This is a genomic window from Streptomyces bambusae (assembly GCF_020532645.1).
In the GTDB taxonomy this organism is placed as follows: Bacteria; Actinomycetota; Actinomycetes; order Streptomycetales; family Streptomycetaceae; genus Streptomyces; species Streptomyces bambusae.
The window spans coordinates 15,689-31,608 of record NZ_JAJAUZ010000020.1; the positions used below are offsets into that span (position 1 = coordinate 15,689).

The window sequence follows — 15,920 nt, forward strand, 5'->3', positions numbered from 1 at the left end:
GAACCGGTGTCACACGACCGGCCGCCGCCGGGCAGGCTGGGAGCCCGGCGGCGGCCGGCGGCCGCGGTGCGGCGCACGGGCCGCACGTCTGCTGCTACTTGCGCAGCTTGGTGACCGGCAGCACGATGTGCGCGCTGCTGGTCAGGTTGGCCTCGTTGCCCGCGAAGGCCTGGAGCATGTCCGCGGTGACCGGGCGGCCCGGCACCGCCTCCGGCCACGGGCGGGTGGCGAACAGGAAGTAGACCTGACCCGACTCGTCGGCCGCCGAGATCCACTCCGGCGGGGCGCTGCACTTGGCGTTCAGCCCCGGCATCGTGAGGGCCGCCTGCTCGCCCTCGACGAGCACGGTGATGGGGAAGTTGGGGCTGTTGGTGCCGTCGAGGACCTCGTCGCCGATGGGCAGCTTGATCTCTTCGAGCAGCTCGCGGGCCGCCGCCTCGGCGGCGGCGGGGCCGCCCTCGCCGTCGCCGAGGGTGTAGGCGAGCAGGTACGGGACGTCGTGGCCTTCGTCGGGGTCGCCGATCCACGCGAGGACGGAAAGGGTGCCCAGCCGGGCGGCGCGGGTCGCGGCGGATTCGGTGTGAGTCGAAGTCATGCGCGCACCCTAGTGCTCTTTCCCCGCCGGATTTCCCGGCCGTTCACCTGGTCGGGCTACGGCAATCCGGATCTCCCTAGACGTGCCAGTGACCCTCGCCGGAATTCGGCAGGATGTTCGCGTCCTTGTATTGCAGGCGCACAATGCGAACGTTCTCCGGAATTTCGAACACGACCCACCCTTCGGCCCGGTCGCCGACCTCCAGCGGTTCGAATACGAGGGGCGCTCCGGTGGTCAGCTTCCCGGTCCGTACGGCCGGGTGCTCGCGCCCGTCGGCGTCGACCGCCCACACCCGGCCGAGCGCCCCGTACGAGGCGCCGCCGACGTTGACGAACGACATGTCGGCGCCCACCCAGCGGGTGCCCTTGGCGGGGGTGAAGGCCTTCTCGGCGCTGACGGCCGGGTCGACGTAGGCGTCCACGACGGCCTGGAGGTGCTGCCCGACCTTGCGTCCGCGCAGGTGGACGGGCTCCCCGAGGCGGGCCTCGCGGGCCTTCGGCCCGGTCTGCGGCGCGTCGGCGGCCCGGTCGTCCTGCGCGCCGGGCGCCGCGGGGGCGGGCGCCGCGGCCGGTCCGGCCGGTGCACTCCCGGGGCTGCCCGCGCAGCCGGCCGCGCCCAGCAGGAGCAGCGGGACGAGGGTCAGGGAAAGGGGGGCGGAATGACGCATGAGGGGGCGCGTGGCGGGTCGCATGGCAGTTCCCTTCGGGGCGAGGTGCGGACATCCTCACGCGCCCGGCCGGGCAAATGCATCCAACGACACGGATGACGGCGAGTGAGTTCGGGGTGCGTGATCAGCACAATTCGTTGCGACGGTTTTCACCGTCGCACCTCCCCCGCACCACACCCCCACCGGAGAAATCATGCGCATTCCCGCAGCGGCCCTGGCCGCACTGGCCGCCGTGGCCGTCCTGAGCCCGACCGCGACCGCCGAATCCTTCGACGGCACCGTGTTCGTGGACCCCCACGCCCGCATCTCCCCGGACGGAACTCTCACTCTTTCCGGGGCCTACCGCTGCACCGACCCGTCACCCTCTCGGACGGTCTTCCTCTCCAGCAGCCTGAAGCAGGACGGGCAGCAGCTCGGCTTCAACAGCCCCGAGGTCGTGTGCGACGGTGCGGAGCACCCGTGGCAGACCAGCGGCCCGGCGGACGGCCTGGGCCTGGTCCGCTTCCACGAGGGCGAGGCGACGGTCTCCGCGCGGCTGCTGACCCTGGAGGACGAGGGCGGGCTGCCCTCGCCGCGCACCCTCGTCGACCACGAGGAGCCGGTCGAGATCGTCCGCGCCTTCCACTGAGTGCCGGGGCCGGGGCACCCGCCGACCGTCGCCCCGGCCCACCGCCGTCACCGGCACTCGGGCGCGATCCCCACGACGGACATGTACGCAACCGAGCGGCAGCCGGGCCCGTCCGGGGTCCGGCCCGCCGGCCCCGCCGAACTCCCCGCGTACACGGCCGCCCCGGCGACCAGCAGGAGACCGGCCACCAGCCTCCTGCGCCCCTTCGGGGCCGCACCGGCCCCCTTGCCGAGCCACCGCATGGCCGCTCCTCGGGTCCTCCGCACCGCCGGGCCCGAACGGCCCGGTCAGCCCGATCATCACCCCGCCCCCGGCACCCCACAACCCGGCGTGACCGCACTGCGACCGTCCGTGTCACCGTGCCGTGCGGGAGCCCGTACGCCGGCCCTTCAGCCGGCTTCCACCGGGGCCTCGAACTCGCACCACACCGCCTTGCCGTCGCCCCGCGACTCCACGCCCCAGTGCGAGGACAGCGCGTCCACCAGCAGCAGCCCGCGCCCGGTGGTGGCCGCCTCGCCCGGGGTGCGCCGGCGCGGCCAGACGCTGGAGCGGTCCTTGACCCACAGCCGGATCCGGCGGACCGGCTCCGGCAGCACCTCCATGGTCAGCACCGCCCCGCCGTCCGTGTGGAGCAGCGCGTTGACCAGCAGCTCCCCGGCGGCCAGCTCCACGTCGTCGGCGAGCTGCGGCACGCCCCAGTCGCGCAGCGCCTGCCGCAGCGCGTACCGGGCCTCGGAGAGCCCTTCCGGGTCGGCCTGGTGGACGTACTGGTGGATGCGCGGCGCCCGGTGGGTGCCCGGGTCGGGGGCCCGGCGCAGCACCAGCAGGGCCACGTCGTCGCCGGATCCCCAGCGCTCCCACAGCCGGTCCGACAGGTGGTCGGCGAGCGCGCCCGCCTCCTGGGGGCCGCTGCGCACCGCGTGCGCCAAGGCGTCCATGCCCGCCGTGATGGTCGTACCCGGCTCCTCGACCAGCCCGTCCGTGCACAGCACCAGCGTCTCCCCGGGCACCAGGTCCAGCCGGGTCTCGGGGAACTCCTCCTGCTCGAACACGGACGCCAGGCCCAGCGGCAGCCCGCCCCGGAGGTTGGGCCAGCCGGTCCGGCCGTCGTTGTGCCGGATCAGCGGGCCGAGGTGGCCGGCCCGGACCGCCCGTACCCCGCCGGTCTCCAGGTCCACCTGGGCGTACGTACAGGTCGCGAACCGCTCGGTGTCCAGCTCGGCGAGGAACCGTGAGGCCCGCGCCAGCACGGTGGACGGCGGGTGGCCCTCGCCCGCGTAGGCCCGCAGCGCGATCCGCAGCTGGCCCATGATCGCGGCGGCGTGGGTGTCGTGGCCCTGCACGTCGCCGACGACGATGCCGACCCGGTCCCGGGGCAGCGCGATCACGTCGTACCAGTCGCCGCCGACCTCGCGGCCGCTCCACGCCGAGTGGTAGCGGACGGCGATCTCCCCGCCGGTGATCTCGGGGATCCGCCGGGGCAGCATCGCGGCCTGCAGGCCGGTGGCGAACTCGCGCTCCTGGTCGAAGAGGAGCGCCCGCTGGAGGGACTGCGCCACGATGCCGGCCAGGCCCAGGCACAGGTTGCGCTCCTCGGGGCTGAACTCGGTGCGCCGCCGGTAGAACAGCACCAGCCCGCCGATCGCCTTGGCCTGTGCGATCAGCGGCAGGTAGGCGGCCGCGTCGTACTGGATCCGCTCCAGGTACGGGCCGAGCAGCGGGAACTCCTCGCCGAGCGCGGTGAGCGAGGTGACGAAACGTGCCTGCCGGGTCAGCACCGCCTGCGACAGCGGAAGCTGACCGTCCATCCGGGTGAAGCGCCGCTCGCTGAGGATCTCCAGGGTCTCCCCGCTCAGCGCGATGATCTTCATGGTGCCGTTCTCGACCAGCCCCAGCGCCAGCCCGTCGGCGCCCAGCCGCTCCAGCGCGCCCGCGCCGGTCAGGGTGGCGGTCACGTCGTCGACGGTGACCGCCCGGGACAGCGCCTCCGTGGTCCGCTGCACGATGGTGGTCTGCTTGGCCCGCGCCGACTCCAGCTTGCGCAGCAGCGTCGAGTGCGCCAGCTCGGCGGTGGCGTCCCGCACGATGCCCACGATCCGCTCGGGCGTGCCGTCCGAACGCCGCAGGATCCGCCCCTGCGTGTGCGTCCACTGCTCCTCGCCGTCCCGCCTCTGCACCGTGAAGTAGGAGCCGTACGCGGACTCCCCCGCGGCCAGTGCGGACTCGGCGGCCGCGGCCAGCCTGCGGGCGTCCTCCTCGGGCACCCGCAGGCCCAGCCCCTCCACCGTGCCGTCGAACTCGCCTGCCGCGAGGTCGAACACCGTCATCCCGCCCGCGTCCAGCTCCAGCGCGCCACGCGCCAGGTCCCAGACGAAGCTGCCCATCCGGTTCAGGGCCAGCCGCTCTCCCGGCCCGATCCCGGGCTCCGACTCGGTCATGGGGCACCTCCTCCGACGGCGGCCAGCAGCCGGTTCACTCAGGGTCCGGGCCAGCACGGCTGGGAGATCAGCCGCTCCCACTCCTCGTCAGGATGCCCGGGAAGGGTCCGGCCGGCCTCCCGCCAGCGCTCGACGAGGGACAGGTAGATCGCCGAATGCTCAGGACGGCCGGCGTACGGGGCCGCCTGCGCCGACGGGTACGGAGCCGGGTGCCGGGCCGCGTACGAGCCCGTGTACCGGTCGGCGTACGGGGCGTCGTACGGGGTCTCGTACCCGGCGTCGGCGGGCTGCTCCCCGCGGCTCGCCGGAATGCGTACCCAGCCCCGGCCCTGGGACCGCTGCGGGTTCATGGCGGACCACCTCTCACCGCGTGAACGACTTCGGGTGCCCGGTACCCGTACCCAGATCCGCGGGATCCGCACCCGTACCGGCGGAGTCCGGCAGCCGGCCCCCGGCGCCGAGGCGCCGGCGGACTCCTGCGACCAGTCTCCCCGCCGAGAAGCCGGCGCCGTGTACGAATCGCATGGAAGGGCCGAATGAGGGAGCCGTGAGCAGCCCCGCGAAGAACAGTCCGGGGTACGAGGACTCGAAGCGGGCGGACAGCTCCGGCGACCGGGTGGTCCCGACCCGGCGCAGCCCGGCCCGCAGCCCCGCGTCGAGCAGCCGCAGCCGGTCCAGGTCGGGGTGGAAGCCGGTGGCGGCGATGACGTGCCCGGTGTCCACGACCACGCTCGTGCCGTCGGCGGCCGTCAGCCCCAGCCGGGTGCGGTCGCCGCCCAGCGCGGCCGCCCGGTGCAGCCGGTGGCCCAGCAGCACCGGCACCCGGTCCTCGAAGCGCTCCCGCAGCCACCAGGCGCCCGCCGGACCCAGCGCGGTCGCCGCGATCCGCTCCCGGGTGGCCGCCGGCAGCCGCCGCACCGCCCAGGGCAGCTCGGCCCAGACCCAGCTGCGCCAGCCGGTGCCCAGCCCCGAGTGCGGGGTGCGCAGGGTGCGCAGCAGGGGCCGGTCCAGCGGGTGCGGCAGGGTGTTCCAGCGCAGCTGCCCGGCACGGGCCACCAGCCGGGGCCTGGCACCCAGCTCGGCGAGCAGGGCCGCGGTCTCCAGCGCGGCCTGCCCGGCACCCACCACGGTGACGTCCCGGTCCCGGAACTTGCCCAGGTCCCGGTGCCCGCTGCTGTGCGAGACGTGCCCCTCGGGCAGCCCGCGCAGGGCCCGCGGCAGGTGCACGAACGGCATCACGCCGACGGCCAGCGCCACCGTGCGGGCCAGCAGCACCTCCCCTTCGGCGGTGCCCACCCGGAACCCGCTGCCGTACGGGGTCACCGACGTCACCGTCAGCTCCTCCACCGGCGGCCCGGCCTGCCGCGCGAACCACAGCCCGTAGTCGCTGAACGCGCCGATGGGGATCGGCCGCCCGTGCTCGGCGGGGAGCCCGTGCCCGGCGCAGTATGCGGCGAGGGTGTGCCGGCCGGCCGGGTCGGACAGGTCGGAGGCCCATGGCTCCGACTTCAGGTACATGCCCGCCGGCATGTGGTCGCGCCACGACGCCATCGGCCGCCCCAGCACCCGCACGGCCAGCCCGGCCGCGGCGGCGTGCGCGCCGACCGACAGCCCGTACGGACCCGCGCCGACCACGACGAGGTCCTCCATGCGCCTTCCCTTCCTTCCCTGACGGTGACGGTGTTCGCCCGGCGCCCGCTCGCGCCGCGCCGGCCCGGTCACCGGCCGGCCGGCGTGCGCCGGGAGCGTTCCTGGCCGAGGTCCGCGGCAGCCGCCTGCTCGCCGCCGCGCTGCCGGGGCGCCCGCACCACCGCGCGGGCGGTACGGCGGCCCTGCGCGGGGAAGTCGCGCAGCGCGCCCCACACCCGACCGGCCCCCTTGTGCGCGCCGCGGCCCAGGAAGGCCCCGGCCATGCTGACGAACGGCCGCGGGTCGTCGGCCGCGAACCAGGCCGGCTCCACCCGCCCGCGGCCCCGCGGCGCGGCCGCCCGGGGCGCGGCGAGGGCCGCCAGCAGCGCGTAGTTCTCGGCGACGAACACCCGCCCGGGCCCCCCGGCCGGCTCCGGCACCTGCTGCCCGGTCAGGTCCAGGTAGAGGGCGCGTACGAGGTCCAGCCCGGCGGCGTCGGTGAACAGGCGGAACTGCGCCCCGGGACGCGGGTTGAAGTCGAGCAGCCGCAGCCGGCCCTCCGGGTCCCGGCGGAAGTCCAGGTCGAGGATGCCCGCGTAGCCGAGCCGCTCGGCGAGCCGGAGTCCGGCGTGCTCGACGGCCGGGTCGGGCAGCCAGCGGCCCACCGCGGTCAGGCCGGTGCGCACCGGCCAGGACAGCTCCTTGCGGCCGGAGCCGGCCAGCAGCGGGCGGCCGCCGCCGGTGAAGCAGCCGTGGAAGAACCAGTCGGTGTCCGGGCCGCCGGGCAGGAACCTCTGGAGCAGCAGCCTGCTGCCGGCCTCCTGGCTGCGTTCGTAGAGCCGGCGGGCCTCGGCGGCGGTGCTGAGCAGGGTGGTGCTGCGCAGTCCGCTGCCGGCGGGCAGCAGCCAGGGGCGGCTCCACTTGGCGACGACCGGCAGCCCGAGCCGCCAGGCGGCCTCGGCCGCCTCGCCGCCGCCGGCCGGCACCACGGTCTCGGGGTGGCCGATGTCCCAGCGGGCGCAGAGTTCGGCGAGTTCGGCCTTGTCGGCGACGCGGGCGGGCACCTCGGGGTCCTGAGCGGGACACAGGTAGCGGCCCGTCAGTTCCGGGGCGAGGCGGGCCACGGTGAGGGCGCTCAGGTCGTCCATGGCGATGAGCACCGCGGGCCGGCCGATCCGGTCGGAGGTCCGGACCAGGCAGTGCCGCAGCGCCTCGGGGGTCGGCTCGCCGGCCGGCCCGCGGTGCGCCGCGCGCAGGTAGCGGGACCGGGCCACGGGCCCGCCCTCGTCGGCGACGACCGCGTGCACCTCCACCCCGGTGCGGCCCAGTGATCTGACGGCGCCGAGGGTGCCGTGGTGAAAGGGGTTCCGGTCGAGTCTGAGCAGGACTACGGGCACATCCGTGGCGAACACGTGCATGGAAACGGGGTCTTTCACCTAGTCGGACGAAGCGGAGGGTGTGCGCAGTCGCGAATGGCCTACCAGAAGGCCATCGGACAGGCCGTCAATCGGATGTGATGCCTAACGTCGTTGGCAAGCGCACCGATTCGGGAAGCTCAGGAGACGCCATGTCCAATCCACGCCGCAGACTGGCGAGCACCTGCATCGGCACGGTGACGGCCGGCCTGCTCGCCACGGGTGCCGCGCTCGCGGCACCCGACGACAACCCCACCGGGTCTTCGGACTCCGCCGTGGGCGCCTATCTGCACTACGGCTCGGCCGGGGTGTCCCGGATGAACGCCCTGTCGAACTGGCTGGGCGGTCGCGAACTGCGGGTCGGTCACACGTACTTGCCGGGCGACCGCTGGTCGAACATCGAGGGCACCAACCTGTCGTTCCTGGCGGACTGGGCGCAGTGGCGCCGGGCGCGCAGCGACCGGCTGTTCGTACTGAACGTGCCGATGCAGGAGCGCAACGAGGCGGGGGTGCCGGACTGGGAGGTGGCCCGGCTGATCCGGGCGGGCGCCTCCGGCGCGTACGACGACCACTTCCGCCGGCTCGGCGAGCGGCTGGTCTCGCTGGGGGTGCCGGACACGGTGATCGTGCTGGGCTGGGAGATGAACGGCATCACCTACACCCACCGGTGCGGACCCGACCCGGAGAACTGGAAGAAGTACTGGAAGCGCGCGGTCACCGCGATGCGCTCGGTGCCCGGGCAGCAGTTCCGGTTCGACTTCGCGCCGAACCGGGGGACGGACGCCATCGGCTGGACCGAGTGCTACCCCGGTGACGACGTCGTCGACATCGTCGGGATGGACTCGTACGACCAGGCGCCCGGACGGACCTTCGACGAGATGGTCAGCCAGCCGTTCGGCCTCCAGCACCATGTGGACTTCGCAAAAGCACACGGCAAGAAGATCTCGTACCCGGAGTGGGGCCTGTTCCGGCACGGCGACAACCCGGAGTACATGCGGCGCATGCTGGCGTGGATCGACCAGCACAAACCGCTGTACCACACGATCACCGACTACTGCCCGCACGGCGTCTGGCAGTGCGACCAGAACCCGCGGTCCTCGAAGGTGTTCCGCGAGGTGATGTCCCGGAAGCCGGACCCGCTGCCCACGCCGAGCGTCCCGGTGCCGCCCGTGCCCACGCCGAGCATCTCCGTGCCGCCGGTCCCCCCGGTACCGACCCTCCCCGTGCCCACGCCGAAGCCCAGCCTGCCGGTCCCGACGGTCCCGCCGGTCCCGACGCCCAAGCCCAGCGCCTCGGTCCCGCCGGTCCAGCCGGAGCCCAAGCCGACGCCGACCCCGACGCCCAAGCCGACGCCGCTGCCCACGCTGCCGCCCGAGCCCCCGAAGCCGGAGCCGAAGCCGCCCGTCAACGACAAGCAGTGGTGCCTGCCGCTGGACTTCGGCGACTGGCTCACCGGGATCATCGGCAAGCAGGAGCCGGTCTGCGTCGACATGGACTGGGAGGACTGGGAGGAAGAGGAGGACAGCTTCTGGCCGTTCTAGTCCCACGGCCCGCCCCGTCCCCACGGCCCCTGCCGGCCCGGTGCACCAACGCATCAGCGCCTCGCACCGTCCGCACGCCACTCGTTGATCCGGTTGCGCCAGTCGCGCGCTGCGGGCAGTGCCTCCCGCAGCGCGCTGACCGCCCGCTCCCGGCCCGTGACCTGCGAGCCGTGCAGCCGCAGCAGGGGCGAGTGGGAGGCCCGGGCCAGCAGGAACCGCCGGTTGACGACGGTCTCGGGCCGCCAGTGGTTCTTGTACGGCTCACTGCCCCGCAGCAGGCTCAGCACGCCCCGGCCCTCGGCCTGGGCGTGCCGGGCTTCGTGCCGCAGCAGCATCGTGGCCACGTCCACCTTCCGGGTCCGCAGGTCGGGATCGGCGCCGTACAGGTAGCCGCCGCTGAGACCCGGGGACATCAGCGTCACGGTGGCCGCGACCACCTGCCCGTCCAGCCGGAACTCCGTCAGCCGGGCGTCTCCGGCCCGGACCATCCGCCGGGTGGCCCGGGTCAGGTGCTCGGCGAACCGCGGCCGCAGGTGCTCGGGGGTCACCCCGCGGCCCCGCCACTGCTTCTCGTGCAGCCGCAGCAGGGTCCGCACGGTCTCCGGGACCTCGTGCTCGGAGACCCGGTGCTCCTCGATGCCCAGCGCGTCGATCTTGCGGACCTTGGCCCGGGTGCGCTGGGCGCCCGCCGACGGCATCCGCTTGACCAGCTCGTCGAACGGCACCACGGGGAACTCCGCGCACGCCGAGTCGGCCAGCGTGTCGACCGACCCGGGCCAGGCCTCGGCCAGCGCCTCGACCGCGGCCCCGGGCCGTACCTCCCGCAGGTCCACGACCGCGCCCCGGGCTGCCTGGTGCAGTCCCCGGGCGAGGGCGGGCACCACCTCGGCGGCGTACCGCTCGTCGACGAGGACGTCGAAGTAGTCGGTGATCGAACCGCCCAGCGGCACCAGCAGCGGCAGCGGCCGGTGGACCAGCATCAGGGCGGCCACGCCGACCAGTTCACCGGCCCGCCGGACCAGCAGGATCCGCAGCCGGCCCTCCCGGCCGTACGAGAGCCACCAGGAGTGCACCCAGGCGTGGCTCTGGAAGGGGGTGGCCGTGGGACAGCGCTTCAGCAGCCTGTTCCACGGCTCCTCCAGTGCGGCGAACTGCCGCGGGTCGCGGCAGAGGGTCACCGCCAGCTCCCGGGACCCGAGCGGGACCCCCGTGGAGCACGTGGTCATCGCACCGACTCCTTCACCGCGGCGACCGCGGCGGCCTCGGCGGCGTCGCCCTGCGCCGGGGAGGGCACTGACGTGTAGGCGGCGGCCTCGGCGCCCGTCCCGCCGGCGCCGGGGGCGGCCTCGGCGCGCTCGGGGCGCCGGCCGCGCGGCTTCGCGAGCAGCGCCAGCCCGCCGATCAGCCCGCCCGCGCACAGCCCGACGGCGCCGCTGATCGCCGCGGACGGGGAGGCCGGCGCTGCCGGGGCCACGGCCTGGCTGAACAGCAGCAGCTTCACGCCGGTGTTCTTCGCCTGCTGGTTGCTGCTCAGGGTGAGCGCGTCGGCCACCGCGTTGGCGATGTCGGCGGCCGCCGCGCCCTTGGCCGCGGTGCCGGTGATCGCGATCATCGGGGATTCCGGCGAGGTCTCGGCCCGCACCTGGGTGCGCAGCTGCTGCACGGTGACCCCGGCCCGCGGCTGGGCGTACGCGAGGGTGGACTGGCTGGTCGCGATCCGCGCGTACGCCTGGGAGAAGCCGAGGGCGGTGGCCGGCTCGGTGGTCTCGTCGGGCACCGCGACCACATAGCTGGTGGCCGCGTACTCGGGCGTCTTGAGGACCCCGTACGCGCCGCCGGCGGCCAGGCCGAGGACCGCGCAGGCGGGCAGCGGCCACCAGGCGGGCAGGCGGGAGGTTCTGCGGCGGGCCGGCGCGGCGGCCTCGGCGGCGGGCTTGGTGCTCTTGGTGCTCTTGGCTGCGGGCGACTCGGCCATGGGCGTGCTCACTTCCGGGTGGAGAGGGCGGGGTGGGAGGGGGTTGCGAGCGCGTGCGCGTACACGTCGAGCAGGCGTTCGGCGCTGTGTGCGATGTCGTAGCGGCGGACCACGGGCGGCGGGGGCAGCCGGCGGGGGCCGGCCTCCTGCTGCGCGCGCAGGGCGGCCACGAGTTCTTCGGTGCCGGTGCCGATCCGGCGGGCCCCGGGGGCCTGGTCGGCGGGCAGGTCGTCGATGGCGGGGCAGGTGACGTGCAGGACGGGCAGCCCGGCGGCCAGGGCCTCGACGACGGCCAGCCCGAACGCCTCCTCGCGGGACGGGGAGACGAACACGTCCATGGCGGACAGCAGGGCGGGGATGCCCGGGGTGCGGCCGTCGGCGCTGTCGCCGAGCGGGTCCCGTTCGCCCAGCAGGTGGATCCGGTCCTCCGCGCCCAGTTCGGCGGCGAGCCGCCGCAGCGCGGCCCGCTCGGGCCCGTCGCCGGCGAGCAGCAGGTGCGCGCCGGGCACCGCGGCCACCGCCCGGACCAGGACGTCGAACCGCTTCCCGGGCACGAGCCGGCCGACCCCGCCGGCCACGAAGGCGTCCTCCGGCAGCCCGGTGCGGGCCCGGGCGGCGGCCCGCCCCCGGGGGTCGAAGCGGAACCGGACGGCCTCGATGCCGTTCGGTACGACGTGCACCCGGGCGGCGGGCACCCCCCAGCCGCGCAGCCGGGCGGCGACCGTGTCGGAGACGGCGATGGTCGCGGCGCCCAGCTTCTCGCTGGCCAGGTAGAGGCTGCGGACCCCGCGGGTCAGGGCCCGGCCCTCGATCTCGGCGTCGCCGAGGGAGTGCTCGGTGGCGACGGCCGCGCGGGCGCCGGCCAGCCGGGCGGCGATCCGCCCGTACACGCAGGCCCGGTACAGGTGGGTGTGGACGAGGTCGTAGCGGCCGTGCCGGATGAAGGACGCGAGCCTGGGCAGCGCCCGCAGGTCGCGGTTGCCCTGCATGTCGAGGTGGACCACCCGGACCCCGTCGGCGCGCAGCCCTTCGGCGACCGGGCCGGGGTTGGTGAGGGTGACCACGTCGCACTGCAGGGGCAGGTGCCGCAGCAGCAGCCGCAGCTGCTGCTCGGCGCCGCCGATGCCGAGTCCCGTGATGATGTGGAGGGCCTTCACGCGGCGGCCCCCCGGGCGTATTTGACCCGGTGCCGCAGCTGCTTGACGCGCAGCCGGGCGGCGCCGTCGGCCTGGCTGACGTGGGTGCGGGGCATGGCGTACGGGCCGCCGAGCCGGCCGGGTCCGATCGCGCAGGCGTACGTGTAGCCGGCGGCGCGGGTGGCGTCGACGACCCGGCGGTCGATGGTGCCGTACGGGTAGCAGAAGCCCTCGGGGGCGGTGCCGGTCAGCTCGCGCAGCTGCTCGCGGCTGCCCTGGAGCTCCTGGGCGAGGACGTCGTCGGGGACCTCGGTGAGGTGCTGGTGGAGCAGCCCGTGGGAGCCGATCTCCTGTCCGGCGGCGGCGACTTCGCGGATGCCGTCGGCGGTGAGCAGCGGCTTGCGGGGGCCCAGCGGGTCCCACACGTTGTCGGTGCCGAGCCGGCCGGGGAGCACGAACAGGGTGGCGGTGCAGTCGTGGCGGCGCAGCAGCGGCAGGGCCTGGACGAGGAAGTCGGTGTACCCGTCGTCGAAGGTCAGCCCGACCAGTCCGGCGCCCCGCCCGGCGGCGCGGGCGGCCCGCAGCTCGCGCACGGACACGCCGCGCAGCCCGCGCGAGCGCAGCCACAGCAGTTGGGCCTCCAGGGCCCTGGGGGTGACGGTGATCCCGTACGGGTCCTCGGCGGGGTCGGTGAACTCGGCGACCGAGTGGTACATGAGCACCCAGGGGGTCCTGGGTGCGCGGGCGGCGGGCGCGGGCGGGGCGCCGGCGGTCGCCGTGTCAGCGGACATGACGGAACCTCTGGATGACGTGGGCGGGCAGGGAGGTGACTTCGAGGGCTCGTATGGCCATGCCGGTGGCGCCGAACATGGCGGGGATCAGCAGGCATCCGAGGGCGGCGCTGAGCAGCGGGTCCGGGATCATCGGGCCGGCCAGCCAGCCGGTGCCGCAGGCGGTGGCGGCGGCGACGGACAGCCGGCCGAGGCTGACGGCGACCCGGCGGACCTGGATGGCGATGACGCGGGTGCCGAGGCCGTGCAGGAGCAGGGCTGCGGTGGTGGAGATGCCGGCGGCGTTGGCGGCGGCGATGCCGTAGGTGCCCCACCAGCCGACGGCGAAGGCGCCGGCGACGATGTTGACGGCCAGCCCGGCGGCCATGGCGGCCATGGGGAACCAGGTGGGTTTGGCGGTGGAGAAGAAGGGCCGGCTGAGCGCGCCGACCAGGCAGTGGCCGAGGAGGCCGAGGGCGTAGACGCGCATGATGCCGGCGGTGGCGAGCGTGTCCTCGTGGGTGAACGCGCCGCGTTCGAAGAGGACTTGGATGATCTGCGGGGCGTAGCCGATGACGAGGGCGGTGCCCATGAGGACGGCGAGCGAGGCGAGGGCGAGGTCCTGCTCGACGCGGCGCCGGGCCTTCTCGCGTTCCCCGCCGGCCATGGCCTGGGCGACGACGGGGAAGGTGACGGTGCAGATCATCAGCGACAGCACCATCGGCATCTGCGCGACCTTCTGCGCGTAGTTGAGGTGCGAGATCGCCCCGGGTTCCAGGGAGGCGGCGAGGAAGCGTTCGACGAGGACCTGGGACTGGCGGCAGACGGCGAAGACGATGACGGGGGCGAGCATCCCGAGGGCGAGCAGGGTGGGCCGGTCCCGGTCCCGGGCGTGCGGGTCGGCCTGCCGTACGTACGGGTTGCCGAGGCCGACGTGGCGCAGGAACCCGGGCAGCTGGACGAGGATCATGAGGAGCCCGCCGACGGCCACGCCGGCGGCGGCGGCCTGCACGCCCCACACGCCGTGCAGGGTGAGCATCGTGCCGATGATGCCGACGTTGTACGCGACGTAGATCGCGGCCGGTGGCAGGAAGCGGCGGTGGGCGCGCAGGGCGGCGCTGAAGTAGCCGGCGATCCCGAAGGTGAGGACGGTCAGGGCGGTCAGCCGGGTGCAGCGGACGGCGAGGCCGGGGTCGGGCAGGCCGGGGGCGAGGGCGCCGACGACGAGCGGGGCGGCGGCGGCGAGGACGGCGGCCGCGCCGGCGAGGAAGAGCAGCAGCCGGGGCAGGGTGGCGCCGACGAGGAGCCGGACCGGGTCCTGGGCGCGGGCCTCCCGGCGGGTGAGTCCGGCCCGGCCGGCCGCTCGGCGGGCCAGGGCGTGGCTGAACGCGGGCACCATGAGCAGCGCCATGGCGTCTTCGATGAGCAGGGTGGACGCCATCTCGGGGACGGTCCAGGCGACGAGGAACGCGTCGCTGTCGGGTCCGGCGCCGAAGAGGTGCGCGATGGTCTGGTCCCGCAGCAGCCCCAGTACGGCTCCGGCCGCGGTCATCACGGCAGTGACCGCGGCCGCTTTGGCCAGGAACCGCCCGAGGGGGGCCGGCTGGTCCGGCTCCCGCTCGGGCGCGGGTTCCCGGGGCGGCGGTGCCGCGGGCCGGCCCAGCTCCTTGAAGGGCAGGACCGGTCCGGGTCCCGGCCGGCGCGGCGGGCGGCCCGCGGCGGGGTGCCCGGGCGGCCCGCCGGGCAGCCGGGTCCCCATCGCGGGCGTGGTGTCGGTCACCGCGCGGGCGCTCCTTCGGCGGTGTCGCGGGAGCCGAGGGCCCACCAGCCGGCGAGGCCGATGATCACGCCGGTGAGGACGGTGGAGGGGCCGCCGATGTCGGCGTACAGGAAGTCGGTGAGCTGCCAGATCAGCAGGCCGGCGGCGACGAGTCCGCAGTCCCGCATCCGGCGGGCGGCCGGGTCGGGGGCGGTGAGCCGCCGGATCCCGGCGACGAGCAGCGCGGCCCAGCCGCCGGCGAGTGCGGTCAGCCCGATGAGGCCCTGCTCGCTGAGGACGAGCAGGTACATGTTGTGCGGGGAGAGCAGCGGCTGCTTGACGTAGGCCTGGCCGGCTCCGGCGGTGTCGCTGCCGGCGGACAGGCCGATGCCGGAGTGTCCGTCGCGGTGGGCGGGGAAGCCCTTGAGGCCGACGCCGGCGGCGGGCCGCTCCTGCCACATGGCTCCGGCGGCGGCCCACATCGTGTAGCGGTCGATGACGGACTGGTCGGGGGCGCTGCTCACCTGGGTGATGCTGGTGAGGCGTTCGGCCATCATCGCGGAGCCGACGCCGAAGCCGCCGACGAGGACCACTCCGGCGGCGGTCAGTGCGGCGAGCACCTTGGCGGCCCGCCGGATCCCGGTGAGCAGCATCAGCACCAGGCCGGCGCCGGCGGTGGCGATCCAGGCACCGCGGCTGAAGGAGAGCACGAGCGGCACCACCAGGACGAGGGCTCCGGCGGTGGCGGCGGTGCGCACCCGCCGGGAGAGGGTGCCCTCGGGGGCGAGCGCCATGCCGGTGGCGGCGATCAGCCCGTAGGCGACGACGGTGGCCATGCCCATGACGTCGCCGGGGCCGAAGGTGCCGACGGCGCGGATGTCCTCGCCCTGGTAGGAGGCGCCGGTGTGGGTGGCGTACTGGACGACGCCGACGGCGCCCTGGACGAGCGCGAGGACGACGAAGCAGCCGGCGGCGATCCGGAACTCCCGCGCGTCGCGCACCAGCAGCACCACGGCGGCGGGCACGAGCACGAACACCTGGAGGTAGCGCACGAAGCCGGGCAGTGCGGCGTACTGGTCGCCCGCGGTGGCGGTCGCGATGGCGAGGCCGGCGGCGGGCAGGCCGAGGACGAGCGCGGCGGCCGGGGTCAGCGGCTGCACCCGGCCGCGCAGCGCCTGCAGGGCGCACACGCCCACCAGGAGCAGCGAGGCCGCGTCGGCCGGGGTCACCTTGCCGGAGGCGGTGGCGTCGCCGGCGGGCAGCGGGAGCAGCAGGAGCAGGACGGTGGCGGCGAGCGGCAGCAGCGGCCAGTGGCGGCGCAGGGCCGGGAGGGCGGGAAGCGGGAGCGGGGGCGCGAGGCTGCTCAT

15 protein-coding genes are annotated in these 15,920 nt (G+C 75.2%); 2 read left to right on the top strand and 13 right to left on the bottom strand.

Going from position 1 to position 15,920, the window contains the following annotated elements; translation table 11 throughout:
• Nucleotides 1–94: 94 nt before the first annotated feature.
• Nucleotides 95–595, bottom strand: coding sequence for a DUF5949 family protein (locus tag LG634_RS16130; RefSeq protein WP_226734508.1), 501 nt, complete (start codon nt 593–595; stop codon nt 95–97).
• Between the two features lie 76 nt (nt 596–671).
• A complete protein-coding gene (locus LG634_RS16135) occupies nt 672–1,286 on the bottom strand; it encodes a DUF4352 domain-containing protein (RefSeq protein WP_226734509.1) in 615 nt (204 codons plus the stop codon).
• Nucleotides 1,287–1,455: 169 nt separating this feature from the next.
• On the opposite strand from LG634_RS16135, the gene LG634_RS16140 reads away from it, so the two are divergent.
• Nucleotides 1,456–1,890, top strand: coding sequence for a DUF6299 family protein (locus LG634_RS16140; RefSeq protein ID WP_226734510.1), 435 nt, complete (start codon nt 1,456–1,458; stop codon nt 1,888–1,890).
• A gap of 47 nt (nt 1,891–1,937) precedes the next feature.
• Here LG634_RS16140 and LG634_RS16145 read toward each other — a convergent pair whose 3' ends face one another.
• The 5 genes from LG634_RS16145 to LG634_RS16165 form a co-directional block, all read right to left on the bottom strand.
• The gene (locus LG634_RS16145) at nt 1,938–2,132 is read right to left on the bottom strand and encodes a hypothetical protein (protein ID WP_226734511.1); all 195 of its coding nucleotides are present in this window, start codon (nt 2,130–2,132) and stop codon (nt 1,938–1,940) included.
• 147 nt (nt 2,133–2,279) lie between these two features.
• Nucleotides 2,280–4,328: a SpoIIE family protein phosphatase gene (locus tag LG634_RS16150; RefSeq protein WP_226734512.1), complete on the bottom strand. Its 2,049-nt coding sequence runs from the start codon at nt 4,326–4,328 to the stop codon at nt 2,280–2,282.
• Nucleotides 4,329–4,366: 38 nt separating this feature from the next.
• Nucleotides 4,367–4,678, bottom strand: coding sequence for a hypothetical protein (locus LG634_RS16155; protein ID WP_226734513.1), 312 nt, complete (start codon nt 4,676–4,678; stop codon nt 4,367–4,369).
• 13 nt (nt 4,679–4,691) lie between these two features.
• Nucleotides 4,692–5,978 (bottom strand): NAD(P)-binding domain-containing protein, encoded by a 1,287-nt coding sequence (locus LG634_RS16160; RefSeq protein ID WP_226734514.1) that lies wholly within the window; start codon nt 5,976–5,978, stop codon nt 4,692–4,694.
• 68 nt (nt 5,979–6,046) lie between these two features.
• Complete coding sequence (locus LG634_RS16165) at nt 6,047–7,375, bottom strand: carboxylate--amine ligase (RefSeq protein WP_226734515.1); 1,329 nt, start codon at nt 7,373–7,375, stop codon at nt 6,047–6,049.
• Nucleotides 7,376–7,524: 149 nt separating this feature from the next.
• Here LG634_RS16165 and LG634_RS16170 point away from each other — a divergent pair, with 149 nt between their 5' ends.
• Complete coding sequence (locus LG634_RS16170; protein ID WP_226734516.1) at nt 7,525–8,913, top strand: glycoside hydrolase family 26 protein; 1,389 nt, start codon at nt 7,525–7,527, stop codon at nt 8,911–8,913.
• A 53-nt stretch (nt 8,914–8,966) separates the two neighbouring features.
• Here the strand turns inward: LG634_RS16170 and LG634_RS16175 are convergent, their stop codons facing one another.
• From LG634_RS16175 to LG634_RS16200, 6 genes are read right to left on the bottom strand one after another with little or no spacing between them, the layout of a single operon-like run.
• Nucleotides 8,967–10,139, bottom strand: coding sequence for a GNAT family N-acetyltransferase (locus LG634_RS16175; RefSeq protein WP_226734517.1), 1,173 nt, complete (start codon nt 10,137–10,139; stop codon nt 8,967–8,969).
• Complete coding sequence (locus LG634_RS16180; protein WP_226734518.1) at nt 10,136–10,888, bottom strand: YveK family protein; 753 nt, start codon at nt 10,886–10,888, stop codon at nt 10,136–10,138. The genes LG634_RS16175 and LG634_RS16180 overlap by 4 nt, the downstream gene beginning before the upstream one ends.
• A gap of 8 nt (nt 10,889–10,896) precedes the next feature.
• Nucleotides 10,897–12,045, bottom strand: coding sequence for a glycosyltransferase (locus LG634_RS16185; protein WP_226734519.1), 1,149 nt, complete (start codon nt 12,043–12,045; stop codon nt 10,897–10,899).
• Nucleotides 12,042–12,815, bottom strand: a complete 774-nt coding sequence (locus LG634_RS16190) for a polysaccharide deacetylase family protein (protein WP_226734520.1) — start codon at nt 12,813–12,815, stop codon at nt 12,042–12,044. The genes LG634_RS16185 and LG634_RS16190 overlap by 4 nt, the downstream gene beginning before the upstream one ends.
• A complete protein-coding gene (murJ, locus tag LG634_RS16195; RefSeq protein ID WP_226734521.1) occupies nt 12,805–14,574 on the bottom strand; it encodes a murein biosynthesis integral membrane protein MurJ in 1,770 nt (589 codons plus the stop codon). Before murJ ends, LG634_RS16190 begins: the two co-directional genes overlap by 11 nt.
• Complete coding sequence (locus LG634_RS16200; protein ID WP_226734522.1) at nt 14,571–15,920, bottom strand: O-antigen ligase family protein; 1,350 nt, start codon at nt 15,918–15,920, stop codon at nt 14,571–14,573. The genes murJ and LG634_RS16200 overlap by 4 nt, the downstream gene beginning before the upstream one ends.